General features: G+C 67.8%; 26 protein-coding genes and 1 pseudogene. 4 read left to right on the forward strand and 23 right to left on the reverse strand.

What is annotated here, in order from left to right; translation table 11 throughout:
• Nucleotides 1–5: 5 nt before the first annotated feature.
• From miaB to AB0N75_RS17195, 5 genes are all read right to left on the reverse strand, one after another.
• On the reverse strand, nucleotides 6–1,526 hold the full coding sequence (miaB, locus tag AB0N75_RS17175) for a tRNA (N6-isopentenyl adenosine(37)-C2)-methylthiotransferase MiaB (protein ID WP_364652156.1): 1,521 nt from the start codon (nucleotides 1,524–1,526) through the stop codon (nucleotides 6–8).
• A gap of 55 nt (nucleotides 1,527–1,581) precedes the next feature.
• Entirely contained in the window at nucleotides 1,582–2,229 is a 648-nt protein-coding gene (locus AB0N75_RS17180; RefSeq protein WP_364652157.1) for a hypothetical protein, read from the reverse strand.
• Between the two features lie 261 nt (nucleotides 2,230–2,490).
• Nucleotides 2,491–3,048 (reverse strand): regulatory protein RecX, encoded by a 558-nt coding sequence (locus AB0N75_RS17185; RefSeq protein ID WP_364652158.1) that lies wholly within the window; start codon nucleotides 3,046–3,048, stop codon nucleotides 2,491–2,493.
• Nucleotides 3,049–4,101 (reverse strand): recombinase RecA, encoded by a 1,053-nt coding sequence (recA, locus tag AB0N75_RS17190; protein WP_364652159.1) that lies wholly within the window; start codon nucleotides 4,099–4,101, stop codon nucleotides 3,049–3,051. It lies immediately after the preceding gene.
• Between the two features lie 195 nt (nucleotides 4,102–4,296).
• Complete coding sequence (locus AB0N75_RS17195; protein WP_364652160.1) at nucleotides 4,297–4,518, reverse strand: DUF3046 domain-containing protein; 222 nt, start codon at nucleotides 4,516–4,518, stop codon at nucleotides 4,297–4,299.
• 128 nt (nucleotides 4,519–4,646) lie between these two features.
• Between AB0N75_RS17195 and AB0N75_RS17200 the strand changes: the two genes are divergently transcribed.
• Entirely contained in the window at nucleotides 4,647–5,129 is a 483-nt protein-coding gene (locus AB0N75_RS17200; RefSeq protein ID WP_364652161.1) for a MarR family transcriptional regulator, read from the forward strand.
• A gap of 88 nt (nucleotides 5,130–5,217) precedes the next feature.
• Here the strand turns inward: AB0N75_RS17200 and AB0N75_RS17205 are convergent, their stop codons facing one another.
• The 7 genes from AB0N75_RS17205 to AB0N75_RS17235 all read right to left on the reverse strand — a co-directional run bounded on the left by AB0N75_RS17205 (nucleotide 5,218) and on the right by AB0N75_RS17235 (nucleotide 13,471).
• On the reverse strand, nucleotides 5,218–5,655 hold the full coding sequence (locus tag AB0N75_RS17205) for a helix-turn-helix transcriptional regulator (protein ID WP_127511713.1): 438 nt from the start codon (nucleotides 5,653–5,655) through the stop codon (nucleotides 5,218–5,220).
• A 129-nt stretch (nucleotides 5,656–5,784) separates the two neighbouring features.
• Nucleotides 5,785–6,282, reverse strand: coding sequence for a CinA family protein (locus AB0N75_RS17210; protein WP_364652162.1), 498 nt, complete (start codon nucleotides 6,280–6,282; stop codon nucleotides 5,785–5,787).
• The gene (gene pgsA, locus AB0N75_RS17215) at nucleotides 6,279–6,884 is read right to left on the reverse strand and encodes a CDP-diacylglycerol--glycerol-3-phosphate 3-phosphatidyltransferase (RefSeq protein WP_364652163.1); all 606 of its coding nucleotides are present in this window, start codon (nucleotides 6,882–6,884) and stop codon (nucleotides 6,279–6,281) included. Before pgsA ends, AB0N75_RS17210 begins: the two co-directional genes overlap by 4 nt.
• A gap of 120 nt (nucleotides 6,885–7,004) precedes the next feature.
• Nucleotides 7,005–9,860: a DNA translocase FtsK gene (locus AB0N75_RS17220; protein ID WP_364652164.1), complete on the reverse strand. Its 2,856-nt coding sequence runs from the start codon at nucleotides 9,858–9,860 to the stop codon at nucleotides 7,005–7,007.
• Nucleotides 9,861–9,934: 74 nt separating this feature from the next.
• Nucleotides 9,935–11,626 carry a ribonuclease J gene (locus AB0N75_RS17225; protein ID WP_364652165.1) on the reverse strand — a complete coding sequence of 564 codons (1,692 nt, stop codon included), beginning with the start codon at nucleotides 11,624–11,626 and terminating at the stop codon, nucleotides 9,935–9,937.
• Nucleotides 11,623–12,546, reverse strand: coding sequence for a 4-hydroxy-tetrahydrodipicolinate synthase (dapA, locus tag AB0N75_RS17230; protein ID WP_364652166.1), 924 nt, complete (start codon nucleotides 12,544–12,546; stop codon nucleotides 11,623–11,625). Before dapA ends, AB0N75_RS17225 begins: the two co-directional genes overlap by 4 nt.
• 121 nt (nucleotides 12,547–12,667) lie before the next feature.
• The gene (locus AB0N75_RS17235) at nucleotides 12,668–13,471 is read right to left on the reverse strand and encodes an alpha/beta hydrolase (protein ID WP_364652167.1); all 804 of its coding nucleotides are present in this window, start codon (nucleotides 13,469–13,471) and stop codon (nucleotides 12,668–12,670) included.
• 117 nt (nucleotides 13,472–13,588) lie between these two features.
• On the opposite strand from AB0N75_RS17235, the gene AB0N75_RS17240 reads away from it, so the two are divergent.
• On the forward strand, nucleotides 13,589–14,773 hold the full coding sequence (locus AB0N75_RS17240; protein ID WP_364652168.1) for a heparan-alpha-glucosaminide N-acetyltransferase domain-containing protein: 1,185 nt from the start codon (nucleotides 13,589–13,591) through the stop codon (nucleotides 14,771–14,773).
• A 9-nt stretch (nucleotides 14,774–14,782) separates the two neighbouring features.
• Here AB0N75_RS17240 and AB0N75_RS17245 read toward each other — a convergent pair whose 3' ends face one another.
• From AB0N75_RS17245 to AB0N75_RS17290, 10 genes are all read right to left on the reverse strand, one after another.
• Nucleotides 14,783–15,286: a tetratricopeptide repeat protein gene (locus AB0N75_RS17245; protein WP_364652169.1), complete on the reverse strand. Its 504-nt coding sequence runs from the start codon at nucleotides 15,284–15,286 to the stop codon at nucleotides 14,783–14,785.
• On the reverse strand, nucleotides 15,283–16,038 hold the full coding sequence (gene dapB, locus AB0N75_RS17250; RefSeq protein ID WP_364652170.1) for a 4-hydroxy-tetrahydrodipicolinate reductase: 756 nt from the start codon (nucleotides 16,036–16,038) through the stop codon (nucleotides 15,283–15,285). Before dapB ends, AB0N75_RS17245 begins: the two co-directional genes overlap by 4 nt.
• Before the next feature lie 16 nt (nucleotides 16,039–16,054).
• On the reverse strand, nucleotides 16,055–16,483 hold the full coding sequence (locus AB0N75_RS17255; RefSeq protein WP_364652171.1) for a molybdenum cofactor biosynthesis protein MoaE: 429 nt from the start codon (nucleotides 16,481–16,483) through the stop codon (nucleotides 16,055–16,057).
• Nucleotides 16,480–17,013: a MogA/MoaB family molybdenum cofactor biosynthesis protein gene (locus AB0N75_RS17260; protein ID WP_364652172.1), complete on the reverse strand. Its 534-nt coding sequence runs from the start codon at nucleotides 17,011–17,013 to the stop codon at nucleotides 16,480–16,482. Before AB0N75_RS17260 ends, AB0N75_RS17255 begins: the two co-directional genes overlap by 4 nt.
• The gene (moaC, locus tag AB0N75_RS17265; protein ID WP_364652173.1) at nucleotides 17,010–17,495 is read right to left on the reverse strand and encodes a cyclic pyranopterin monophosphate synthase MoaC; all 486 of its coding nucleotides are present in this window, start codon (nucleotides 17,493–17,495) and stop codon (nucleotides 17,010–17,012) included. The genes AB0N75_RS17260 and moaC overlap by 4 nt, the downstream gene beginning before the upstream one ends.
• Nucleotides 17,483–18,694 carry a gephyrin-like molybdotransferase Glp gene (gene glp / locus AB0N75_RS17270; protein WP_364652174.1) on the reverse strand — a complete coding sequence of 404 codons (1,212 nt, stop codon included), beginning with the start codon at nucleotides 18,692–18,694 and terminating at the stop codon, nucleotides 17,483–17,485. Before glp ends, moaC begins: the two co-directional genes overlap by 13 nt.
• A gap of 133 nt (nucleotides 18,695–18,827) precedes the next feature.
• The gene (locus AB0N75_RS17275) at nucleotides 18,828–19,880 is read right to left on the reverse strand and encodes an ATP-binding cassette domain-containing protein (protein ID WP_364652175.1); all 1,053 of its coding nucleotides are present in this window, start codon (nucleotides 19,878–19,880) and stop codon (nucleotides 18,828–18,830) included.
• Entirely contained in the window at nucleotides 19,877–20,737 is an 861-nt protein-coding gene (locus AB0N75_RS17280; RefSeq protein WP_364652176.1) for an ABC transporter permease, read from the reverse strand. Before AB0N75_RS17280 ends, AB0N75_RS17275 begins: the two co-directional genes overlap by 4 nt.
• A gap of 84 nt (nucleotides 20,738–20,821) precedes the next feature.
• Nucleotides 20,822–21,649 carry a molybdate ABC transporter substrate-binding protein gene (gene modA / locus AB0N75_RS17285; protein ID WP_364652177.1) on the reverse strand — a complete coding sequence of 276 codons (828 nt, stop codon included), beginning with the start codon at nucleotides 21,647–21,649 and terminating at the stop codon, nucleotides 20,822–20,824.
• Nucleotide 21,650: 1 nt separating this feature from the next.
• Complete coding sequence (locus tag AB0N75_RS17290; RefSeq protein WP_364652178.1) at nucleotides 21,651–22,055, reverse strand: TOBE domain-containing protein; 405 nt, start codon at nucleotides 22,053–22,055, stop codon at nucleotides 21,651–21,653.
• A 112-nt stretch (nucleotides 22,056–22,167) separates the two neighbouring features.
• On the opposite strand from AB0N75_RS17290, the gene moaA reads away from it, so the two are divergent.
• A complete protein-coding gene (gene moaA, locus AB0N75_RS17295; RefSeq protein ID WP_364652179.1) occupies nucleotides 22,168–23,268 on the forward strand; it encodes a GTP 3',8-cyclase MoaA in 1,101 nt (366 codons plus the stop codon).
• Nucleotides 23,269–23,625 (forward strand): MoaD/ThiS family protein, encoded by a 357-nt coding sequence (locus tag AB0N75_RS17300; protein WP_364652180.1) that lies wholly within the window; start codon nucleotides 23,269–23,271, stop codon nucleotides 23,623–23,625.
• Here the strand turns inward: AB0N75_RS17300 and AB0N75_RS17305 are convergent.
• A pseudogene (locus tag AB0N75_RS17305) lies at nucleotides 23,622–23,802 on the reverse strand (integrase core domain-containing protein); the annotation flags it as partial. The gene AB0N75_RS17300 and the pseudogene AB0N75_RS17305 sit on opposite strands and share 4 nt — an antisense overlap.

Genomic DNA, 23,802 nt, shown 5'->3' on the forward strand with positions numbered 1-23,802 from the left:
CGGGCTCAGGCCGGCCGGACCGGCAGCGCGGGCATGCCCAGCGAGACCTGGGCCGGTTTGCTGCCCGGAGTCGCGGGTACCCCGCAAGAGTCTGCCTGGGAGCCATCCCAGGCGTCCCCGGCGCGCGAGCGGCGCAGTTGGTAGTCCGACGCGGAAGCCGGATCCGCGATCAGGTGGAAGGCTGCGGCTTCGGTGATCGTCACCGTCACCAAGTCGCCCGGGCGCGGCGCGGGCGCGCCGTCGGGGACGGAGAAATGCACCAGCCGCTGGTCCCTGGCCCGGCCGGAGAGCCGATGGGTCTCCCCCGCCTTGCGTCCCTGCTGCGCGGTCACCATGACCTCGACCCGGCTGCCCAGCTGTTTGGCATTTTCTTCCGCGGCAATCCGGTCCTGCAAGGCAATCAGGCGCTCGTAGCGTTCCTGCACCACGGACTTGGGCAGCTGGTCCGGCAGCTCCGCGGCCGGGGTCCCGGGCCGCTTGGAGTACTGGAAGGTGAATGCGCTGGCGAAGCGGGCCTGTTCCACCACCGCCAGGGTTGCCTGGAAATCTTCCTCGGTCTCGCCGGGAAACCCGACGATGATGTCCGTGGAGATGGCCGCATGGGGAATCCGTTCCCGGACCTTGTCCAGGATGCCCAGGAACTTCTTGGACCGGTAGGACCGGCGCATGTCTTTGAGGACCTTGTCCGAGCCGGATTGCAGCGGCATGTGCAGCTGCGGCATGGCATTGGGGGTTTCGGCCATGGCGTCAATGACGTCGTCGGTGAAGGCCGCCGGGTGCGGACTGGTAAACCGCACCCGTTCCAGTCCCTCGATGCTGCCGCAGGCGCGCAGCAGCTTGGCGAAGGCCCCGCGGTCACCGAACTCCACACCGTAGGAGTTCACGTTCTGGCCCAGCAGCGTGACTTCGATGGCGCCGTCGTCGACCAGCGCTTGGACCTCCGCCAGAATCTCGCCCGGCCGGCGGTCGCGTTCCTTGCCGCGCAGCGACGGGACGATGCAGAACGTGCAGGTGTTGTTGCAGCCCACGGAAATGGAGACCCAGCCGGAGTACACCGCATCGCGCTTGGTGGGCAGCGTGGAGGGGAACACGTCGAGCGATTCCAGGATTTCCAGCTGCGCTTCGTTGTTATGCCGCGCACGCTCCAGCAACGCCGGAAGCGAACCCACGTTGTGGGTGCCGAACACCACGTCCACCCACGGCGCCTTCTTGAGGATCGTCTCGCGGTCCTTCTGGGCCAGGCAGCCGCCGACGGCGATCTGCATCCCGGGATGGCGTTCCTTGACCGGTGCCAGCTGGCCCAGGTTGCCGTACAACTTGTTGTCGGCGTTCTCCCGTACCGCACACGTATTGAAGACCACGACGTCGGCTTGGCCGGCTTCGGCTTCGACCATTCCGGCGGCTTCGAGGAGCCCGGCCAGCCGCTCGGAATCATGCACGTTCATCTGGCAGCCGAAGGTGCGCACCTGATAGGTGCGGGCTTCCGGCTGCTTCTCGATGGTGGGGGCGGGGACAGTCAAACTCACCTTACAAGGGTACGGCCTGCGGCCGGACGAGCCACAATCTGCAGCCGGTCAGGGATTAGTACCAATTGTTCGCCAAATGGAAGTCCAGGGCGGAGCACGGGGAGCCGTAGCGGTCCTCAATGTAGCCCAGTCCCCAATCGACTTGAGTCTGGACGTTGGTCTGCCAGTCGGCGCCGGCGGCGGCCATCTTGTTACCGGGCAGGGCCTGCGGTATGCCAAAGGCGCCGCTGGAGGGATTGGTGGCGCCGAGGTTCCATTCCGATTCCTTGTGCCACAGCGTTTCCAGGCAGCCCAATTCGCCAGCGCCCCAGCCAAAGGATGCCAGCGCCCCTTCGGCGTAGGCCTTGGCAGCGGCCGGATCGTTCCGCGACGCCTGGGCCTTGGCAGCAGCTTTCTCCTTGGCAGCCTTTGCCTGGGCAGCCTCCTGGGCGGCAGCACGCTTCTTTGCCGCCTCGGCAGCGGCACGTTTTTCCGCCGCCTTCCGATCGGCGGCTTCCTTTGCTGCAGCCCTTGCGGCAGCTGCCTTCTGATCTGCTGCCGCTTGGCGCGCCTGATCCGCCTGCGCGGCCTTCTTCTCGGCTGCGGCATGGCCGGAGGCCTCAGCGTCCTGCGCCTCGAGGGCGTCGGCGGCCACCGGGTTTGGCTCCTCGGCGGGCTCTGCCAATCCCACCAGCTCCATCACGGGTGCTGTGATCGATCCCACAGCCTCCGAGGCGCTGTGCCCCTGCCGAACGGCGCTGGCGGCCCCGGTTGCGCCGACTGCGGCAACGGAGCAAAGTGTCAGGCCTGCGGCGATCCTGAGGCGGCGCTGCCTGCGGCTGCGCCTGCGTTGCTGGGTTTTCTGACGACGTTCATTCTGCGATGCACTCACAGTCGCACTACGGTAACGACCGAATCTGGGAAAAGTCTCAAAACGATAACAGTGCCGAAGGGGACCCGGCGCTCCGGGCGAGGCTAGGGCGCGTCAGAATTCCGGGTTGCCGGCGGCGCCGAGTTCCTCATCCGCCACCCGGTAGGCCAGCGAGGCAGAATAGCCCTTACGGGCCAGCATGGAGACCAGCCGGCGCAGATGCTTGTCCCTTTCTGACCGGTCCTGCAGCTGCCAGTCGGGGCGGATCTTGCGGCGCACCAGGCTGCGGGCGGCTTCAAGCTCGTCGTCCGCCGTAAGCTGGTCCAGCGCTTGCTCGGCCACTTCACCGGAGATCCCTTTGTCGGCGAGCTCCCGCTGGAGTGCGGACCGCGCCAGCGAACGCGACTGGGACCGGCTGCGCACCCACATCCTGGCGAACTCGGCGTCGTCAATGAGGTTGACCTCCTCGAACCGCTCGAGTACTGCCTCCGCGACGTCGCCCGGGACGCCGCGCTCAGCCAGCTTCGCGGCCAGCTGGGCGCGGCTCTTCGGGGACTGCGTCAGTGCGCGCAGGACAATGGAGCGCGCGACGCCGTAGGGATCAGCATCCGGTGCCAGGTCCGCCGGGCTGCCCGGCGTCGGGCCGGCGCCCTGTCCCTGCCTGAACGCCATTTAGAATCCGTCGACGGCCTTGAGCTTCGGCTCGCCCTCTTCTCCGCTGTCCGGGACTGCATCGATGCCGAGCTTCTGCCGGATCTTGCGTTCGAGCTCATCGGCCAGATCAGGATTGTCAATGAGGAACTTGCGGGCATTTTCCTTGCCTTGGCCGAGCTGGTCTCCGTCATAGGTAAACCAGGCGCCCGACTTCTTGACGAGCGAATGCTCCACGCCCATGTCGATCAGGCCGCCCTCGCGGGAAATGCCGTGGCCGTAGAGGATGTCGAATTCTGCCTGCTTGAACGGCGGTGCCATCTTGTTCTTGACGATCTTGGCGCGCGTCCGGTTGCCCACCGGATTGGCTCCGTCTTTCAAGGTTTCGATGCGGCGCACGTCGATGCGCACCGAGGCGTAGAACTTCAGCGCCTTGCCGCCGGTGGTGGTCTCCGGGCTGCCGAAGAACACGCCGATCTTTTCGCGCAGCTGGTTGATGAAAATGGCGGTGGTCTTCGACTGGTTGAGCCGCCCGGTGATCTTTCGCAGGGCCTGGCTCATCAGACGGGCCTGGAGACCAACATGGCTGTCGCCCATTTCGCCTTCGATTTCCGCGCGCGGCACCAGGGCGGCGACGGAGTCGATCACGATGATGTCGAGAGAGCCGGAGCCGATCAACATGTCCATGATTTCCAGTGCCTGCTCGCCGGTATCCGGCTGCGACACCAGCAGGGCGTCGGTGTCCACGCCAAGCTTCTTGGCATATTCCGGGTCCAGTGCGTGCTCGGCGTCGATAAAGGCAGCGATTCCGCCGTTGCGCTGGGCGCTGGCGACAGCGTGAAGCGCCACCGTGGTCTTACCCGAAGATTCCGGACCGTAAATCTCGACCACACGGCCCCGCGGCAGGCCGCCAATGCCCAATGCGGCGTCCAAGGCGATCGAACTGGTGGAGATCGTTTCGATGGGGGCACGGGTGTCGTCGCCAAGACGCATCACCGAGCCCTTGCCGAACTGCTTGTCGATCTGCGCCAGCGCAGCTTCCAGTGCCTTCTCGCGGTCAGCTGGTGCGGCCATTGTTCACCTCAGTCTCTTGCGGCCCTCGGGCCTTGTCTGTCTTGACTCTTCCGACCGTAGCGTCCGGCTCGGACAAAATCGGGATCGGCAGCGGAGCGTGTGGATAATCCGGCCTCTCGGCGGTCTGTGTAGAAGCTTAGCGGGATCCGAACACACTTTCGAACATATCGGGGTTTTTCTGCAGGGCGTGTCCGCTCAGCCTCGCGGTTCGCGGTCCTTGCCCCAGCGCCGCTCCTGCGGAACGTCTTGAATATCGCAGACGGCGAGCCATACCGATTTCGGCGGAATTCCTGCAGCCAACGCTTCGGCGGCGGTCCGGCCGCCGAGCTGTCCCAGCACCAAATCTGCGGCGAGGACATGCGAATAGGCAGAACCGAATTCATCGTCCATCAATCGCCAGAAGTCACTGATTCGCACGCGTACATCTTCTCACGTGTCCGGCTGATGCGCCGGGACGGCATCGAGATTCCTTCGACCTGCAATCGGCCTGCGACGCGTCCGCGCGGGATCTCTGCGCCGACGCCGGCGCTCATTAGAATAAGGCCATGACAGACCATGCCACAGGCAGCGAAGATGCACGGTTCGATACGGCCATCGAAGCACTTGAACGGCAGTTGAGCTTGCTCTGGCGCCGGGCCAGGGCGAACTCCCACCGGGTGGCGCGAACCGTGCACCCGGACATGGAACCGGCGGCCTACGGACTTCTGCTGATCCTCCAGCGGGAGCATTCGTTGCGGCTCACGGAACTGGCTGCGGCAATCGGAGTCGGCAAGCCGTCTGTCAGTCGCCAAATTGCCATGCTCGAGCAATTGGGTTTGGTGGGCAAGCAGGCGGATCCATTGGACGGGCGGGCCCAGTCGATTACCCTGACTCCCGCTGGGTTGGAGAAACTGGCCGAGGCGCAGGCCGCCCGCAAGGTCGCCTTTCACGAGCGCCTTGGCGACTGGTCCGTCGAAGACCTGTCCACGCTGGGACAGTTGCTGGACCGGCTGAATGCCTCCTATGCCAACGAGCCGCCGGTCCACTAGCGGACAGCGGGCCGGCCGGGAACCGCAGGCACAAAGAAACGGGCCGGTTCCGCCGCTGTGGGCGGAACCGGCCCGTTAGGGTCTTTGATCAGTACCGGGCGGAAGCCAAACCGCGGAGTTCTTCGGGCAGCTCGTCCGGAATGTCGCCGACAAACTCACGCGAGAGTTCCTGCGGGACGGTGTCGGGAATGACCACACCCTCGGCCTCTGCGACCCGGTCGCTCACCTCCCGCAGCATGTGCGACAGGGGAACGTCCAAGGCCGAGCAAATCGAGGACAACAGTTCAGACGATGCTTCCTTCTGGCCGCGCTCGACTTCGCTCAGGTAGCCAAGGGAAACGCGGGCGCTGTGCGACACTTCGCGCAGGGTTCGTCCCTGCCGCTGCCGGACATCACGGAGGACATCGCCAATTTCGTGTCGCAACACTACCATTTTGCGCTCCTTCTGCTCCCTGCGGGGTTCTTCGGCCAATCCCACATCACGCCAACGGACAACACCGTTTACGGACACGGGCTGCTTTACCATCTGTATCGCCTTGCTCCCTCTTAAGCTGGGCGGCTTCTGCCGCTGTTTTCAAGCCTAGGCCAACAACCTAACATCTGCTGACACCCTTGATAACTACTGAATCAATATTTTTGTTCCCCGGACTTAAATCTACGATCCGGACAAAACCGCCGCCTCATCGCCGACCGCCCGGCCCAGTTCCATGATGGCGGCTTCGCAGGCCTGCCGCCGGATACTGGCCCGGTCGCCGTCGAAGTGGTACTCGCTGGCCCACGTTCCGCGCGGCGCGGCGATGCCGATCCACACGGTCCCCACGTCCCGGCCGCCGTGCGGTTCCGGTCCGGCAACCCCGGTGGTGGACACCGCAATGTCCGCCTGCAGGACGCGCCTGGCACCCTCGGCCATCTGGCAGGCCACGGCTTCGGTGACCGCCCCCTCGCGCGCCAACAGATCAGGGTCGACGCCGAGCACGGCAGCCTTGACCTGGCTCTGGTAGGACACGACGCCGCCTTGAAGCGTGCCGGATGCCCCTGGCACCGTGGCCAGTTCGGCCGCCACCATACCGGCAGTCAACGATTCGGCCGTGGCCACCGTCAGTTTCCCGGCGATGGCTGCTGCCACGACGGCCGCGGCCTGTGCGGTGTTCATCGCTGGCCCTCGGTCCCGGCGTGCGAAGCGCGGCGCAATTTCACAGCCTTCACGACGTAGTCGACGCCGGTCACCACGGTGACGATCACGGCCAGCATCATGACGGCGAAGGCCACCCACACCGCCCAGGCTCCCAGCCAGGACTCGAGCGGCAGCAGGTAGAGGAAGATGGCCAGTGTCTGGAGGACGGTCTTCAGTTTGCCGCCGCGCGAGGCCGGCATGACCCCGTAGCGAATCACCACGAATCGCAGCAAGGTGATGCCCAGCTCCCGGACCAGGATGATGATGGTGATCCACCACGGCAGGTCGCCCAGCACCGAGAGCAAGATCAAGGCCGAGCCGATCAGGAGCTTGTCTGCAATCGGATCGGCGATCTTGCCGAAGTTGGTGATCAGCCCCCGGCTGCGGGCCAGATCGCCGTCGAGCTTGTCCGTGTAGATCGCGACGGCGAACACCAACACCGCCAGCCAACGGTACACTCCCCCTTCGCCGCCGTCAGCCAGCAGGAACCAGATGAAAAACGGAACCAGCAGGATCCGCACCGTCGTGAGGACGTTGGCGATGTTGAGCAGGGGCACGGGCCGGGACACTGAATCAGTCACGCGTTCAAGGCTACCCGTAGCGGGTCTCCACGCGGGCCTGACGGCCCTTGGTCGACCACCGGAGGGCGGACGTCACCTCGCGGGCCTGACGGCCCTTGGTCGACCACCGGAGGGCGGACGTCACCGCCCGGTCAGGTTCCAGGCGTCCTCGGATCCCGCATCGTCCTCGTCGCCGTCGTAGTAGTCCACCGCCTGCGGCCGGGAATCGAGGTCCTCCGCGACCAAATCGCGCGGGCCCTCGAAGCCATGGTTGGCATTGGCATTGTCCGCCAATGCCTCGGTCAGCGGGTCGGCGCTCCCTGGCTCGCCGGGGCTTGCGGCGGCCGGCTCGTCGCCCCGGATGGCGGCCAGCGTCGCCGCGAGGTCATCCGGCTTGACCAGCACGTCGCGGGCCTTGGAACCCTCGGACGGACCAACCACTCCCCTGGATTCGAGCAGGTCCATCAGGCGGCCGGCCTTGGCGAAGCCGACGCGCAGCTTCCGCTGGAGCATCGAGGTCGAGCCGAACTGGGTGGTGACCACCAGTTCGGTCGCCTGCAGCAGCACGTCCAGATCGTCGCCGATGTCGTCGTCGATCTGCTTCTTCGGCGCCTCCACGGCGACGTCGTCGCGGTAGACCGCCTGCAGTTGCCCCTTGACGTGTTCAACGACCTTGTGGATTTCCGATTCGGAGACCCAGGCGCCCTGCACACGCATCGGCTTGCTGGCACCCATCGGCAGGAACAAGGCGTCACCTTGGCCAATCAGCTTTTCCGCGCCGGGCTGGTCCAGCACCACGCGGGAGTCGGTCACCGACGAGGTGGCGAACGCCATCCGTGACGGGACGTTGGCCTTGATCAGGCCGGTCACCACATCCACCGAGGGCCGCTGGGTGGCCAGCACCAAGTGGATGCCGGCGGCACGGGCCAACTGGGTGATGCGGACAATCGAGTCTTCAACGTCCCGCGGGGCCACCATCATCAGGTCCGCGAGCTCGTCCACGATCACCAGCAGATACGGGTACGGCTTGACCACTCGTTTGGAGCCGGCCGGCGGGACCACCTTGCCGTTGCGCACGGCCTTGTTGAAATCGTCGATGTGTTTGAAGCCGAAGTTGGCCAGGTCGTCGTAGCGGGTGTCCATCTCGCGGACCACCCACTGCAGCGCCTCCGCGGCCTTCTTCGGATTGGTGATGATCGGTGTGATCAGGTGAGGCACGCCCTCGTAGGCGGTCAGCTCCACCCGCTTGGGGTCCACCATGACCATCCGCACCTCGTCCGGCGTCGACCGCATCAGGATGGAGGTGATCATCGAGTTCACGAACGAGGACTTGCCCGCTCCGGTGGCACCGGCGACGAGCAGGTGCGGCATCTTGGCCAGGTTGGCCAGCACGAAGCCGCCCTCAACATCCTTGCCAACGCCCATGACCATGGGGTGTTCGGTCTTGCGGGCGTTGTTCGAGCGCAGCACGTCGCCCAGGGACACCGTCTCGCGGTCCGTGTTGGGGATCTCGATGCCGATGGCGGACTTGCCCGGGATCGGCGAGAGAATGCGGACGTCGGAGCTGGCCACGGCGTAGGAAATGTTCTTGGACAGCGCCGTGACGCGCTCCACCTTGGTGCCCGGCGACAGCTCGATTTCGTAGCGCGTCACTGTCGGCCCGCGGGAGAAGCCGGTGACCTTCGCATCGACCTTGAACTGGTCCAATGTCTCGGTCAGGGCATTGACAACGGCGTCGTTCGCCTCCGACCGCTCCTTCGACGGCGGTCCGGGCGGCAGGAAATCGGACGGCGGCAGCGTGTACGCGACGTCGCCGGCCAACTGCAGCTGCTCGGTGCGCTGCGGGATCGGAGTGGTTGGCGGCTGCGGCTGCACCGGATTGGACGGCACGGTGGGCGCTGCGGTTGCCGGCGGGGCCGCGGGCAGCACCGGAAGCGCTTCGGTGGCCCCTTCGGGGACCAGGCCTTGGTCGCGCTTGATCTTTTCGACGGCCAGTTCCGCCTGCGTGGGCCGGCGCACTCCCGGCGGCACGGCCGGAGCCGTTTCCTCCGGTGCGGGTAGCTCTTCGGGCTCTTTATCCTCGATGACGGCGGTTTCGAATGCCTCGTCGAAGTAGAACCCTTCCTCGTCGGCGGCCTCTTCGGCCTTGCGCTTGCCGAAGAGTTTGCGCCGCGGTTTCCGCTCCTTGGCCGGAGCCTGGTCGGCGTAAAGGTAGCTCTGGTCGTGCTCATCGCCCGGCTGGTACGGCGCCGCTTGGGCGGACGGGTCCTGGCCCATCAGCCGCTCGTAGAGCATCCGCAGGCGCATGGGAATGTGGCGGAACGGCGTGGCGGTGATGATCAGGATGCTGGTGAAGGCCAGCAGCCCGTAGATGGCCACCGGCAGCCACAGGCTGACGGCCGCCAGCGGGGCCGCGAGCAGGAAGCCTGCCATTCCACCGGCCGCCCACAACGCATCGAAGCCGTCCGCCAGTGCCGGCTGGCCGCCGATCACATGCGCGAGCCCGGAGCCCGAGGCGAGGAAAAGGATCAGGCCAATGGAGATGCGGCTGTTGGCCGGTGAGTCTTCGGGATGGCGCATCAGCCGCACCGCCATGATCAGCAGCAGCACCGGCAGCACCAGTGCCATCCAGCCGAAGGTTCCGCCGGCCACGGCGTGCACCACGTCCCCGAACCAGCCGTCCAGGGCCCACCACTCCACGGTGGCGACGCAGGCGGCCAGGAGCAGCAGGAAGAAACCGGTGCCGTCGCGGCGCAGTTCGTGGTCGGGCCGCACATCGGGACCCAGCTTCCGGACGCCCGCGGCCACCGGACGGGCCAGGCTCATCCACAGCCCGTGGATCATCCGCGGCAGCAGCGGCAGCTGCTCTTCCGGCGGCTGCACTTCGAGCACCTTGGTCTTGCTGGAACGCCCCGATGAGGAGCGCGCAGTAGTGCCTGTACCCTTACCGCGCGACTGCTGGGTGCCTTTTCGGGCAGGGGAAGTACGAGTCGCCATAGTCGCAAGGTTACCGGCTGAACCCGCTCATCCGCGGGATTTGGCCCGCACGGATCGGCTGCGCCGGACCGGGCTCAAGCCTCCAGGACCACCGGGACGATCATCGGCCGGCGGCGGTGCCGCTTGTTCACCCAGGTGCCGATCACCCGGCGGACCACCTGCTGCAGCTGGTACGTGGTGTGGTCCGTGTTGTTGACCACTGCCTCTTCCAGCGCGCTGATAATTTTCGGTTTGATGTCGTCGAAGACCGAATCGTCCTCGGCGAACCCGCGGGCATGGATTTCCGGTCCGGAGACAATCTGGCCGGTGCTGCGGTTGACCACCGTGATCACGGAGATGAACCCCTCCTCGCCCAGGATCCGGCGGTCCTTGAGGTCCGCGTCGGTGATCTCGCCAATGCTCGATCCGTCCACGTACACGTATCCGCATTCGATCTGGCCGACAATCCGGGCGATGCCGTCCTTCAGGTCGACGACCGATCCGTCATCCGCCAGCAACACGTTTTCCGCCGGCACTCCGGTTTGTTCGGCCAGCCGCCCGTTGGCAATCAGGTGCCGGGTCTCGCCGTGCACCGGCAGGGCGTTCTTGGGCCGCAGGATGTTGTAGCAGTACAGAAGTTCGCCGGCAGCAGCGTGTCCGGACACGTGGACCTTGGCGTTGCCCTTGTGGATGACTTCCGCGCCGAGCTTCAACAGGCCGTTGATGACCCGGAAAACGGCATTCTCGTTGCCCGGAATCAGCGAGGACGCCAGGATCACCGTGTCCCCCTTGCCCACTTGGATGCGGTGGTCCCCGTTGGCCATCCGGGACAGGGCGGCCATGGGTTCACCTTGCGACCCGGTGGACATCAGCACGATCCGGTCGTCCGGGAAGTCCTCCACGTTCTTCAGGTCCACCAAGATGCCCTCGGGGACATTCAGGAAGCCCAGTTTGGCGGCGATGTTCATGTTCCGCACCATGGACCGGCCCACGAAGGCCACGTGCCTGCCGTGGGCGGCAGCGGCGTCGAGCACCTGCTGGATGCGGTGTATGTGGGAGGAAAACGAGGCGACGATGATGCGTTTCTGCACTTGGCCGAAGAGACGCTCCAGCACCGGGCCGATTTCCTTCTCCGCGGTGGTGAAGCCGGGGATGTCGGCGTTGGTGGAGTCGGCCATGAACAGGTCCACGCCCTCCTCGCCGAGGCGGGCGAAGGCGCGCAGGTCGGTGATCCGACCGTCCAGGGGCAGCTGGTCCATCTTGAAGTCGCCGGTGTGCAGCACCGTGCCGGCAGTGGTCCGGACGAAGACAGCGAGTGCGTCCGGGATCGAGTGGTTGACCGCGACGAATTCACATTCGAAGGGCCCGAACTGCTCGATTTGGCCTTCGGCGACGGTGAGGGTGTAGGGCGTGATCCGGTGTTCGGCCAGCTTGGCCTCAACCAGGGCCAGGGTCAGCTGGGAGCCGATCAACGGAATATCCTGCCGCATCCGCAACAGGTACGGGACGGCACCGATGTGGTCCTCGTGCCCGTGGGTGAGGACCACGCCGACGATGTCGTCGAGCCGGTCCTCGATGTAGGAGAAGTCCGGCAGAATCAAGTCCACCCCGGGCTGGTGCTCCTCCGGGAACAGCACACCGCAGTCGACCACCAGCAGTTTCGAGTCGATCTCGAAGACCGCCATGTTGCGGCCGATTTCCCCGAGTCCGCCGAGCGGAACAATCCGGAGCGTGCCCGGTTCGAGGCTGGGCGGGGTGCGGAGTTGGGTCAGCGTGGACTGGCTCATCGGGCGTTCAGGGCCTCCAGGGTCCAGCCGGCCTCGGCCAGGTCCGCGCGGATGGGCGCGAGCTCGGCCTCCGACGGTTCCACCAGCGGCAGCCGGACCACGGAGTTGGGCAGGACGCCCTGCCACTTCAGGACCTGCTTGGCGGCGACTGCGCCCTGCACGTGGGTCATCACGGCGCGGATGACCGGGTCCAGTTCGAAGTGGAGCCGGCGCGCGGTGGCGAAATCCCCCGCCAGCGCGGCATCGACCAGTTCGCGGAACTGCCGGGTGGCCACGTGGGCGGTCACGCTCACCACGCCGACGGCGCCGGCCGCCATTAGCGGCAGGGTCAGTCCGTCGTCGCCGGAGTACACGTCCAAATCCGTGTTGGCCAGCACGCGGGTGGTCTCGCCGTAGTCCGCTTTGGCGTCCTTGAGCGCCACGATGAGCGGGTGCTCTGCCAGCCGGATCAGGGTGTCAGTCGCGATCGAGATGCCGGCGCGGCCGGGGATGTCATAGACCATGACCGGCAGGCCGATGGCAGAGGCGATGGTTTCTATATGGGCCTGGACGCCCGCCTGGCTCGGCTTGTTGTAATACGGGGCGGTGATGAGCAGCCCGTCCACTCCGACGGCGGCGGCACGCCGGGACAGGTTGATGGAGTGGCGCGTGTCGTTGGTGGTCGACCCGGCGATGACCTTGGCGCGGCCACCGACCGCCTCGACGACCGTGCGGAACATCGCTTCGTTCTCGTCATCGGTCAGCGTTGATGTTTCGCCGGTGGTTCCGGTGACGACGAGACCGTCGCAGCCGTCCTGGACCAGCTTGTCCGCCAATTCGGCGGTCTTGAGGTAGTCCACCTCGCCCTCGTCGGTAAAGGGGGTGACCATTGCGGTGACCAGGGTGCCGAAGGGATACTCACGAACGTCAGACTCAGCCATAGGGAAAACGTTACCGTGTCCGGAGGCGGTATCAGGCAATGGTGTAGAAGGGGCGACACAGAGTTCTCCGTCACGTGCGGTGGCCGCGGAGGCCGGCCGTGACCCGGGTAACGCGGCTGCCTCAGCGGTTTGTGAGGACCCGCTCCAGGAAACCTGTCAATAGGGCGGTCACGTCTTCCTGGGCGGACAGGCAGCTGGCGTGGTCCAAACCGGGCAGTTCGGCAAAGTGTCCGTCCGGCAGCAGAGCGGCCGCCTGGCGCGATTCCTCCGCCCGCGGATGGTCCTTGCTGCCGGCGATCAGCAGGACCGGCAACTGGATCTGCTGGACCACGCGCGGATCGAGTCCCGGCAATTCTTCGCCGGCGCGGAAGTAGGCTGCCAGCGCCGCCGGGTCGTTCGCCAGGAAGGCCTGCCGGGTGGCCGGGTCCACTGACCCGGTGCGGCGATCGTTCCAACGGCTGATGAATTCCTCCATGCCGCCCGTCTCAAGCGCGTCCAGGTAGTCGGGGAAGAAGAGTTTGCCGACCTGGCCGGCCATGCTCCGGTGGGTCCCGCCGAGCATGGTGAGCGAACGCAGGCGATGCTGCCGGGAGGCGGCCATCGCCAGACCGACCCGTGCGCCAAAGGAGTAGCCGAAGTAATGCACGCTCTGCAGCCCGCAGGCGTCCAGCACCGCTTCGACGTCGCCCATGAAGTGCTCCATGGTGTAGGCGTCATCGTTGTGCGGTTTGTCACTGCGGCCGTGTCCGCGCATGTCCAGCGTGACCACCCGGTAGTGCGGCTTGAGGGCGCGTTGGTAGCCAAGCCCCCGCCAGGCAGCCTTGGACAGCGCTGTGCCGTGGACCATCAGCAGTGGTTCGCCGGTGCCGGTGTCCTCGAAGGCCAGCCGCACGCCGTCGCGCTCATTGACAGCGAATCCCATCATGGCCGCTCCCCGGCCGCCGGAGCGCAGTGTGCAAAGGTGTCCATTCCCTCACGGTATCGCGTGCCGACCGCTGAACTTTCCCACCGGTCCCCCGGCCGGCTGTGAGAATATCTGTGCATGCCCTCTGCTCCCACCGGCCGCCGGATTGCCGGAATCGACGCCGCCCGCGGCATCGCCCTGCTGGGCATGATGGCTACCCACATCTTTGCGCCGTGGACTGCCGGGACGGATCCGGAGCCGAATTTCGTTGGCCTGGTGTTGTCCGGCCGGTCCTCGGCGCTGTTCGCGGTCCTGGCCGGGGTGGGCCTGGCACTGCTGACCGGAGGCAGCCGCGGCCACCAGGGCGGCAGCCTGGCGGCGGACCGTGGCGGCATCGCGGTGCGGGCCCTGCTGATCGCGGCCGTCGGTATGATGCTGGGCACGCTGGAAGTGAACGTTGCGGTGATCCTGGTCAACTATGCCGTGCTGTTCCTGTGTGCGCTGCCGTTCCTCCAGCTGCGCCGCCGGGTGCTGGTGCTCTGGGCCGCCGGGTGGATCGTCCTCTCCCCGGTGCTGGCGCACCTGCTGCGCCCCTTGGCGGAGGCTGCCGTGGACCCGGCCGAGCTGGGCCACAACCCCATGATCTACGACCTGCTGACGCCCGCCACGCTGCTCAGCGACCTGTTCCTGACCGGCTATTACCCCGTAGTGCAGTGGCTTGGCTACCTGCTGGCCGGGTTGCTGATCGGCCGGCTGGAACTGCAGCGAACCGGCGTGCAGCTGGCACTGCTGGCCGTGGGCGCCGTGCTGGCGGTGGCGGCCATAGCCGGCTCCTGGCTGGTGATGGATCGGCTGGGCGGTTATGCCGAAGTGGCAGCCACCGAGTCGGCACAACGGGCAGACTTCGACCTGGTGTACCAGGTGAACATGAGCTGGATCGAGCAGCAAGGTTCGTGGTGGTGGCTGGGCGGCTCGTCGCCGCACTCCGGAACGAGCTTCGATCTGCTGCACACGGTGGGCACCTCGGCCGTGGTGCTGGCGGTCTGCCTGTTGCTGACCTCGCGGCTGCCGTGGCTGCTGTTGCCGCTCTCCGGCGCCGGCGCCATGACCCTGACGCTCTACTCCGCCCATGTCTGGGTCCTCAGCGTGCTGCCCCCGAACGCCCCGGATCTGCCGGCGTACCTGTGGCAGGCGGTGGCGGCGATGGTCATCGGGATTCTGTTCCACGCCCTCGGCTGGCGCGGACCATTCGAGCTGGTGGCCTCCACCGCGTCCCGGCTCACCCGCGATGCGCTCCGGCCGACCGGCAGCCGGTCCCGCTGAGCATTCCGCTTAGGAGCGGCTGAGCCCGATCGCGTGGCGCATCGACTCTCGGGCGCGCTTGCGGTCGCCGGCCGCGTCGTAGGCGCAGGAGAGCCGGAACCAGCTGCGCCAGTCCTCCGGCGCCGCCTCGGCCTCGGCCTTGTATTTGAGGAACTCCCGGTCCGCTGCTTCCCGGACAATCCGCCCGCCGGGCGTGCGCGGCAGATTGTCCACCGGCAGGCCGCCTTCGGCTTCCAGGGTTCGGGCCAGCTTGGACATCCGCGAGCCGAACAGCAGTTCCCTGCTCAACGCCCAGGCGCCGATGACGGGCAGGATCACCAGGGCCACGCCCAGTCCTTTGGCCACCAGATCCGTTTCGCTGAGCATCAGCCAAGCCCGCTGCAGGGTGGCAATCAGGTAGCCCACCAGCAGGACGATGATCACGCCGACCCAGATTTTTGCTCCGTGCCGGGTGTACCAGCCGACGCCGCTGCCGCCGTCGGGCACGCGGGCGGTGTCTTCAGTGTTGCTCATGAAAGTTCCAGGTACCCGTCCAGTCCGTAGGTCAGTCCGGGCCGCCCAATGACGGTCCGGACGCCCAGCAAGACGCCGGGCATGAAAGAGGCGCGGTCGAACGAATCGTGCCGGATGGTGAGCTGTTCGCCCGGCCCGCCCAGCAGCACCTCCTGGTGCGCCACCAGGCCGCGCAGCCGCACGCTGTGCACGCGCACGCCGTCCACATCCGCCCCGCGGGCACCGTCCAGCGCCTTGGTGGTGGCGTCCGGGCCGGCGGGAACATCGGCCGCGTCGCGGGCCGCGGCCACCAGTTGCGCGGTGCGGATGGCGGTGCCGGAGGGTGCATCCACCTTGTCCGGGTGGTGCAGTTCGATGATTTCCACCGATTCGAAGTACTTGGCCGCCGTGGCGGCGAACGAGGATGCCAGCACCGAACCGAGCGCGAAGTTGGGCGCGATCAGTACGCCGGTCCCGGCGTGCTGATCCAGCAGCTGCGCCAGCGAGGCGCGCTTGGCTTCGTCCCAGCCGGTGGTGCCGACCACTGCGTGCATGCCGTGTTCGACGGCGAACCGGACGTTGGCCTCGGTGTTCTCCGGCGTGGTCAGGTCCACCACCACTTGAGCTCCGGCGGCGACCAGTTCTTCGAGGGAGTCGCCGCGCTTCAGCGCGGCCACCAGTTCCAGGTCAGGGGCGGACTCGATGGCCGTGACGGCCTCGCTCCCCATCCGTCCGCCGGCGCCCAGCACGGCCACCGCAAGTTGCTCAGTCATGCCCTCCAGCGTATCGCTACTGGCCGATGCCGACCCATTCGGTACTGCCGTCGGCGAAGTGCTGTTCCTTCCACACCGGCACCTCTTCCTTGATCCGGTCCACCAGCTCCGAGCAGGCGGCAAAGGCAGCGGCGCGGTGTGCCGACGCGACGGCGGCCACCAGGGCGGGGTCGCCGATTGCCAGCGGGCCGGTGCGGTGCGCCACCCAGATCCGGATGCCGTCGTGCTCCGCGGCGATCCGGCCGGCGACCTCCGCGATCACGCGTTCGGCGCTGGGGTGGGCGGAGTAGGACAGCGCAGCCACGGCCTGGCCGCCGTCGTGGTTGCGGACCACGCCGCTGAAGCTGACCACGGCACCGCATTCGGCCGAATCCACCGCGGCCGTCGCCTCGGCGACATCGATCGCCTCACCGGTCACCGCCGCATACAACACCGTGCTGGTCATGGTTGTCCTTCCGTCCGCCGCGTGCTTCCAGTATCCCCCGGCCCTGTGTGTCCGGCGTCGGTGTTCCCCTCCAGCTGGGCGCAGATGTGGCCGATCAGCGGATCCAGGGCGGCCAAGCCGTCGCGCACTCCCCCGGGCGATCCGGGCAGATTGACCACAAAGGTGGATCCGGCGGTGCCGGCCACGCCCCTGCTCAGCGCCGCCAACGGTGTCTTGGCGCGGCCGTAGGCGCGGATGGCTTCCATCACGCCCGGCAGTTCGAGTTCCAGCACGACGGCGGTGATCTCCGGGGTGCGGTCGTCGGCAGCCAGACCGGTTCCTCCGCTGGTGACGATGACGCGGGGCGCGGCGGCCAGCATCTTTTGCAGCGCGCGGCGGACGGGCTCGCCGTCGGCGACGACCTGCGGCACGCCGGCGGCCAGGCCGTGGCCGGCCAGCCATTCGAAAATCAGCGGCGCGCATTCGTCCTCGTAGGCTCCGGCCGCGGCGCGGGTGGAGGCGACGATGATGCCGGCGGTGCGCGCCCTCACAGCGCCCAGTCCCCGCTCTTGCCTCCGGATTTGGCCAGCACCTTGATGTCCGAGATCACCGCGTGCTTATCCACCGCCTTGACCATGTCGTACAGGCTGAGCGCCGCCACCGAGGCGGCCGTCAGCGCCTCCATTTCCACGCCGGTGACGGATCGGGTTTTGACCGTCGCTTCAATCCGCACGGAGTCCGCCGCCGGGAAGAAGTCCACGGTGACCTTGCTGATCGGCAGCGGGTGGCACAACGGGATCAGCTGCGGTGTCTGCTTGGCCGCCATGATGCCGGCCACCCGGCTGACCGCCAGTGCATCACCCTTCGGCAGCGACCCGGCGGCCAGCAGTTCCACCACGTCGGAGCGGGTGGAGAGCACGGCCTGCGCGGTGGCCTGCCGGGTGGTTTCGTCCTTGCCGCTGACATCGACCATGTGGGCCGTGCCGTCCTCGCGGACATGGGTCAGTCGTTCTGCTTCGCTCATAGCAGCCATATTTCCACGTCCTGGCCGGCTTCCGCGTGCTCGACCCCCGCGGGCAGGTGGACCAGCGCGTTGGATTGCGCCAACGCGTGCACCAGATGGGACTCCGCTCCGCCCACCAGCCGCACCCGGCCACCGTCGTAGTGGCCGCGCCGCACCTGATGCTTGGCCGCGGGCGAGTCGGCTGCTTCGGCCAGCGGGGTCAGCAGCACCGTGCGCGGCGCCGGCGTGCCCAGCACGCTGGTCAGCGCCGGCCGCAGGAACATCTCGAAGGAGACCAGGCAGCTGACCGGATTGCCGGGGAAGCCCAGGAACACTGCTCCGCCGATCCGGCCGGCTCCCTGCGGTCCGCCCGGTTGCATCGCCACCGGGGCAAAAGCCACGCCCTCGGGTTCGAGCGCCAGCCGGACCACTTCGAAGGCGCCCTTGGAGATGCCGCCTGAGGTCAGCACCAAATCCGCCCGCTGGCGGCGCAGCTCGGCATCAAGCAGGCGGCGGAACTCCGGCGCCGCATCGGCCAGGATCCGGCTCTCCACCACCTCGCAGCCGGCTTCCCGGAGCGAGGCCGCCAGCATGGTGTTGTTGGCGTCGTAAATCTGTCCGGCGCCCAACCGTCCGCCGGCGGCCACCACCTCGTCACCGGTGCTCAGCAGCAGCACCCGCAGCCGCGGCCGCACCTCGGCCGTGGCCAGGCCCAAGGCCGCCAGGAGTCCCAGCTGCGGCGCCTTCAGCACCGTTCCGGCGGTCAGCGCGAGGCTGCCGGCGGCAATGTCGCTGCCGACGGCGCGGATGAACCGCCCGGCCGGCGATTCCGGGAGCCTGACCGTGCGCCCGTCGCGTTCGGTCAGGAACGTGTCCGGCACCGCTTCCTCGATCGGGACCACGGCGTCGGCTCCCTCGGGCAGCATGGCTCCGGTCATGATCGGCGCGGCCGAACCCGGCGGCAGCGCCGGCGCGGCGTAGCCGGCGGGAATCGTCGCCGCCACGGCGAGGTCCGCCCCACCGGAAGTCTCCGCGCTGCGGACCGCGTAGCCGTCCATCTGCGAGTTCGCGAACGGCGGCAGGCTCATCGGCGCCGCGACGTCGGCGGCCAGGGTGCGCCCGTAGGCCGCTTCCAGCGCCACGGACTCGTGGCCGGTGAGGCTGGCCTGTGCCGCGTACCGGATCAGTTCCTCAACGGCGGCGCGGTGCTCGGCAACGCTCTTGGCCACGGGCCCTCCTTGTCGCGCAGATCAGGCGGGCCGTGGTCATGGTGCCGCCCGGTCCGGCCTGCCGCAGGTGCAGGTTCTGCTGCCATCCTAGGCGACGGGCCGGGCGGGCCGGGCGGGACTGCTCCCGTCGGCTTCACCGGGGATAGATCGATACCTCGGCGGCCTTGACCACAAAGTGCACGCGGTCCCCCGGGGCCAGCGACAGATCGGACACCGCCGCCGGCGTTACCTCGGCTGCGAGCCAACCGGCCCGTACCGTGACCAGGCCGCCGTGCGGCACGAGTTCGGTCACGGTGGCGGCCACCGCGTTGCGGGGGCTGCCCGCCGGTAGATCCGTGAACAGCGCCACGGAGGCGGGGCGGAACGCGGCGGCGGCCAGGTCGCCGGGACGCAGTCCGGGCTCGGCTTCGCCGCTCCAATGCACCCCGTCGGCGTCCGTCAACCCGGTGTTGGTGGCGGTCCCGGTGACCAGGTTGAGCCCCGTCATTCCGGCGGCGAAGGAGCTGCGCGGCCGGGCAAACACTTCGCGTACCGGTCCCTGCTCGACGATCCGGCCGCCGTCCATCACCACCACGCGGTCGGCCAGCAGCAGGGCGTCCAGCGGCTCATGGGTGACGATCACGGCCTTGCGCCCTTGCAACACCCTGCGCAGCAGCCGGCGCAATGCCGGCGCCGCGGTGATATCCAGCGCGGACATCGGCTCATCCAACAGCAGCAGCGCAGGTTCTGCGGCCAGGGCCCGGGCCACTGCCACGCGCTGCCCCTGGCCGCCGGAGAGCTCAGCCGGGCGGCGGCCCGCCAACTCGGTGGCGTCGAGTTCGGCCAGCCAATGGCGGGCGGTCTGATCGGCCGCGGCACGGGATGCGCCCCGGCTGCGCGGGCCGTAGGCAACATTGGCCTTGACGCTCAGATGCGGAAACAGCAGCGGCTCCTGCGCCAGCAGACCGACGCCGCGCGCGTGCGCGGGCACCCATCGGTCGACCTGCGGTTGCCCGGCGCTGAAGAGCACGTTGCCGTCCAGTTGCGCCCGGCCAACGGCTGGGCGCAACAGGCCGGAGATCAGGCCGAGCAGCGTCGATTTGCCGGCACCGTTCGGGCCGAGCACGGCCACCGTTTCCCCGTCGGCAACGCTGAAGTCCGCCTCAAAGCCGCGGGACGGAAGCCGCGCGGTCAGTTCCAGGCTCACCGGACACCCACGGCCGGCGCCCAGCCGGACCTGCGGTGCACCAGCGTGACCACCGCGACGGCGACCACCACCAGCACCAGCGACAGCGCCACCGCGGCATCGGCATCGGTTTCGCGCTGCAGGTAGATCTCCAGCGGCAGCGTGCGGGTGACGCCCTGCAGGCTGCCGGCGAACGTCAGGGTGGCACCGAATTCGCCGAGGCACCGGGCGAAGGACAAGACCGCCCCGGAGAGCAGCCCTGGCAGCACCAGCGGCAGCGTGACGGTCCGCAGGACGCGGGACGGCCGCGCGCCCAGCGTCGCCGCGGCGGCTTCATACCGGGTTCCCGCGGTGCGCAGCGCTCCCTCGAGGCTCAGCACCAGGAACGGCAGCGCCACGAACGTTTGCGCCAGCACCACGGCGGTGGTGGAAAAGGCAATCTCGAGTCCGAACGCCTCAAACGTACTGCCCAGCAGCCCGCGCCGCCCGAAGGTGTACAGCAGGGCCAGTCCGCCGACCACCGGCGGCAGGACCAACGGCAACAGCACCAGCGATCGGAGCACGTGCTGGCCCGGAAAGCGGCTGCGGGCCAGCACCAGCGCCATCGGGACACCCAGCACAATGCACAACGCCGTGCTGGCGGTGGCCGTCCGCAGGCTCAGGCCGAGCGCGGCCAGCGACGACTCGGAGGTGACCAGCTGGGGAAACTCCGGCCAATTCACGCGGGCGGCCATCCCGGCCAGCGGCAGCAGGACGAAGATGGCGCCTGCTGCAGCCAGCGGATAGATCCAGGACGGCACCGGCGCGCGCACCGCTGTCGCCGTGTCCGGCACCGTGGTCACCGGTTTCCGCACCGCCGTCGTTGTATCCATGGTCATTGCCTAGTCCTTTGCTTATCCGCCGTGGTTCCCGGCTCCGGCGTCAAGCCTTCGTTTGGGGCACGGTGCTTTTCGCGTGAGTGGTCACGGCGTTCCGAAGCCGTAGTCGGCCAGCGCCTTCCGCCCGTCCGGTCCAGTCACGAGCGCCACGAAATCCTCGGCGGCGTCCGGATTGGTGCTCTCCGCCAGCCGCGCTATCGGGTAGTCATTGACGGCGGCACCGGCTTCGGCGAAGTCGATGCCCTCGACCTTGCCCTCAGCGTTCTTCACATCGGTCACGTAGACCAGGCCTGCGTCGGCTTCGCCCGACACCACCTTGCCCAGCACATCGGTGACGGATGATTCCTCGCTCACCGCGGGGATCTCGATGCCGGCTTCCCGGGACACCTTTTGCGTGGCCGCGCCGCACGGCACCTGCGGGGCGCAGATCACGGTCTTGATCTGCTGGTTTGCCAGGTCGGCCAGCGATGTGATCCCGTGTGGATTCCCGTCCGGCACAACGATCTGCAGCACATTAGTGGCGAACGTGACCGGTTCTCCGTCCGCCATGCCGGGCGCCGTGACCTTGTCCATGTTGTCCGGGTTGGCCGAGGCGAACACGTCTGCGGGTGCCCCGGAGAGAATCTGGGCGGCCAGATCGGAGGAGCCGGCGAAGTTCAGCCGCACGATCACGTCCGGGTGGTCGTCCTCGAACTCGGCGGCCAGATCCGTCAGCACACCGCTGAGCGAGGCAGCAGCGAAGACATTCAGCTCGCCGGAGCGCGCTGATCCCGTTGCGGGTTCCTCCCGCGGCCCCTGCTCCGCCGCCGAGCAGGCCGTGGAGGCCAGCAGGGCCGCACCCAGCAACGCGGCCAACAGGCGGCGTCGCGCAGTCCGCTTCACTGCGTTGTTCCGAGGTGCAGCGTGACCCATGTCAGTCCTTCCCCAGCGGCGTCTCGACCGTCACCATCGTCGCCTTCACGACGGCCACGGCAACGGAACCGGGCTCGATGCCCAGCTCGCGGACGGCCTCGGCACTCATGAGGGAAACCACCCGGTGCGGGCCGCACTGCATCTCCACCTGCGCCATGACCGTGTCCTGCAGGACCTCCGTCACGATGCCCACGAAACGGTTGCGGGCCGAACTGCCGATTCCGGTGGGGTCCTGCGGCAGGGCCGATTGCTCCCGGGCCAGGGCGGCCAACTGCGCACCGTCCACCGTTGCCCGGCCGGAGGCGTCCTTGTGCTTGGTCAAGGTGCCGGCGTCGAGCCAGCGCCGGACCGTATCGTCGCTGACACCCATGAAACGCGCGGCGTCGGCGATGCGTATTTGCGTCATAAAAGCGAGTCTAGTTCCTCAAATGCGGACGGCGGTAGGGTGCCGAACCGCAAGCCTTCCCGACAGGCGGACCGGCCCTGCAGCAACGGGCTTCCTCGCGTACCCTCGTGGTATGAGCGTTGACTTGGGCATGCCGCAGGTTCCCGGCACCGCCGCGGCTGCGGCACCGGCACGTCCCGCGGACGCGGGCCCGTCACTGGTGGACCGTTTCGACCGGGTGGCCACTGACCTGCGGATCTCGCTGACTGACAAGTGCAACCTCCGCTGCACCTATTGCATGCCGGCCGAAGGCCTCGACTGGCTGTCCAAGGACCAGGTCCTCCGCGACGAGGAAGTGGTCCGGCTGGTGCGGATCGCCGTCGAGCGACTGGGCGTGCGCGAGCTGCGCCTGACCGGCGGCGAACCGCTGGTCCGCGCCGGGCTGGTGGATATCGTCGCCGCGATCAGGAGAAACCACCCGGATCTGCCGGTATCGCTGACCACCAATGCCCTGGGGCTGGAGAAGAAAGCCGCCGCGCTGAAGGCGGCCGGCCTGACCCGGATCAATGTTTCGCTGGACTCGCTGCACCCGGAGACGTTCGCCCAACTGACCCGGCGCCCTTTCCTGGACCGGGTGCTCGCCGGAATCGAGGCAGCGGACGCCGCCGGCTTGGGACTGGTGAAGATCAACGCGGTACTGATGCGGGGCATCAACGATGCCGAGGCTCCCGCACTGCTGGACTGGGCCGTGGAGCGCGGCTACGAGCTGCGGTTCATCGAGCAGATGCCGCTTGACGCCGACCACGGCTGGACCCGGCAGAACATGCTGGCGGCGGCCGAGATCCGGGCCCTGCTGGAACCGGATTTCCTGCTCTCGCCGGATCCGCGCGAACGCGACGGGGCGCCGGCCCAGCGGTGGGAAGTACGACGGCGGCGCTCCCCCGACGTCGTCGCCGGCACCGTGGGGATCATTGCCTCGGTGACGGAGCCGTTCTGCGCCGATTGCCGGCGCACCAGGGTCACCGCCGAGGGCAAGGTGCGTTCCTGCCTGTTCTCGCACGAGGAAACGGACCTGCTGGCCCTGCTGCGCAGCGATGCGGGCGACGAGGCCGTGGCGGAACACTGGCGGGGCACAATGTGGGCCAAACCTCGGGCCCACGGTATGGACCATGCGGGTCTGGGCGGCGCGGATTACGTCCAGCCGGACCGGACCATGAGTGCGATAGGCGGGTAAATGATCATCCGATATTTCGGCGCGGCCCAGGCCGCGGCGGGCATCGAAGAGGAAACCCTGGAGCTGCCCGACGGCACCACCCTCGACGCGCTGCTGCGCGAAGTCGTGGCACGCCACGCTCCGGTGGCGAGCCGGGACCGGGTGCTGGCGGCTGCCCGCTCCGGAGCCGGAGCAGCTGCCCGGGGTGCGGCGCCCACGGCGTCGCCGGTTGCGCCCGGCCGGTCGCCGGCCCCATCGATGGAGTCCGTGATCGCCCGCAGCAGCTTCCTGCGCAACGAGGTGGCCTGCAAGGACCGGCAGGCGCCGCTGAAGGTAACGGATGTGATCGACATTTTGCCACCGTTTGCCGGCGGCTAGCTGTACTTAGACAGCAGGTTGTTTACACCGGCTGATGGGTGGGCGGCCTCCGATGGCACTGTGTGCCCGGTGGTGGTTGTAGAAGTCTAGCCATGTCGGCAGGGCGTCGGTGCGTTCCTGGTTGGAGGCGTAGGGGCGGCGGTAGGCCCAGCCTTCCTGGAGTGTGCGGTTGAAGCG

It is taken from the genome of Arthrobacter sp. NPDC089319 (genome assembly GCF_040684925.1).
Classification (GTDB): Bacteria; Actinomycetota; Actinomycetes; order Actinomycetales; family Micrococcaceae; genus Crystallibacter.

Excerpts from the sequence above, each read along its gene's own strand:
- AB0N75_RS17235 (WP_364652167.1), bottom strand. The coding sequence starts at position 13,471 with ATGATGGGATTCGCTGTCAATGAGCGCGACGGCGTGCGGCTGGCCTTC.
- AB0N75_RS17185 (WP_364652158.1), bottom strand. The coding sequence starts at position 3,048 with ATGGCGTTCAGGCAGGGACAGGGCGCCGGCCCGACGCCGGGCAGCCCG.
- AB0N75_RS17205 (WP_127511713.1), bottom strand. The coding sequence starts at position 5,655 with ATGGTAAAGCAGCCCGTGTCCGTAAACGGTGTTGTCCGTTGGCGTGAT.
- moaC (WP_364652173.1), bottom strand. The coding sequence starts at position 17,495 with ATGGCTGCTATGAGCGAAGCAGAACGACTGACCCATGTCCGCGAGGAC.
- dapA (WP_364652166.1), bottom strand. The coding sequence starts at position 12,546 with ATGGCTGAGTCTGACGTTCGTGAGTATCCCTTCGGCACCCTGGTCACC.
- AB0N75_RS17220 (WP_364652164.1), bottom strand. The coding sequence starts at position 9,860 with ATGGCGACTCGTACTTCCCCTGCCCGAAAAGGCACCCAGCAGTCGCGC.
- AB0N75_RS17210 (WP_364652162.1), bottom strand. The coding sequence starts at position 6,282 with ATGAACACCGCACAGGCCGCGGCCGTCGTGGCAGCAGCCATCGCCGGG.
- AB0N75_RS17280 (WP_364652176.1), bottom strand. The coding sequence starts at position 20,737 with ATGACCATGGATACAACGACGGCGGTGCGGAAACCGGTGACCACGGTG.
- AB0N75_RS17255 (WP_364652171.1), bottom strand. The coding sequence starts at position 16,483 with ATGACCAGCACGGTGTTGTATGCGGCGGTGACCGGTGAGGCGATCGAT.
- recA (WP_364652159.1), bottom strand. The coding sequence starts at position 4,101 with ATGGCCGCACCAGCTGACCGCGAGAAGGCACTGGAAGCTGCGCTGGCG.
- AB0N75_RS17225 (WP_364652165.1), bottom strand. The coding sequence starts at position 11,626 with ATGAGCCAGTCCACGCTGACCCAACTCCGCACCCCGCCCAGCCTCGAA.
- AB0N75_RS17300 (WP_364652180.1), top strand. The coding sequence starts at position 23,269 with ATGATCATCCGATATTTCGGCGCGGCCCAGGCCGCGGCGGGCATCGAA.
- AB0N75_RS17245 (WP_364652169.1), bottom strand. The coding sequence starts at position 15,286 with ATGAGCAACACTGAAGACACCGCCCGCGTGCCCGACGGCGGCAGCGGC.
- AB0N75_RS17200 (WP_364652161.1), top strand. The coding sequence starts at position 4,647 with ATGACAGACCATGCCACAGGCAGCGAAGATGCACGGTTCGATACGGCC.
- AB0N75_RS17240 (WP_364652168.1), top strand. The coding sequence starts at position 13,589 with ATGCCCTCTGCTCCCACCGGCCGCCGGATTGCCGGAATCGACGCCGCC.
- moaA (WP_364652179.1), top strand. The coding sequence starts at position 22,168 with ATGAGCGTTGACTTGGGCATGCCGCAGGTTCCCGGCACCGCCGCGGCT.
- AB0N75_RS17290 (WP_364652178.1), bottom strand. The coding sequence starts at position 22,055 with ATGACGCAAATACGCATCGCCGACGCCGCGCGTTTCATGGGTGTCAGC.
- dapB (WP_364652170.1), bottom strand. The coding sequence starts at position 16,038 with ATGACTGAGCAACTTGCGGTGGCCGTGCTGGGCGCCGGCGGACGGATG.
- modA (WP_364652177.1), bottom strand. The coding sequence starts at position 21,649 with ATGGGTCACGCTGCACCTCGGAACAACGCAGTGAAGCGGACTGCGCGA.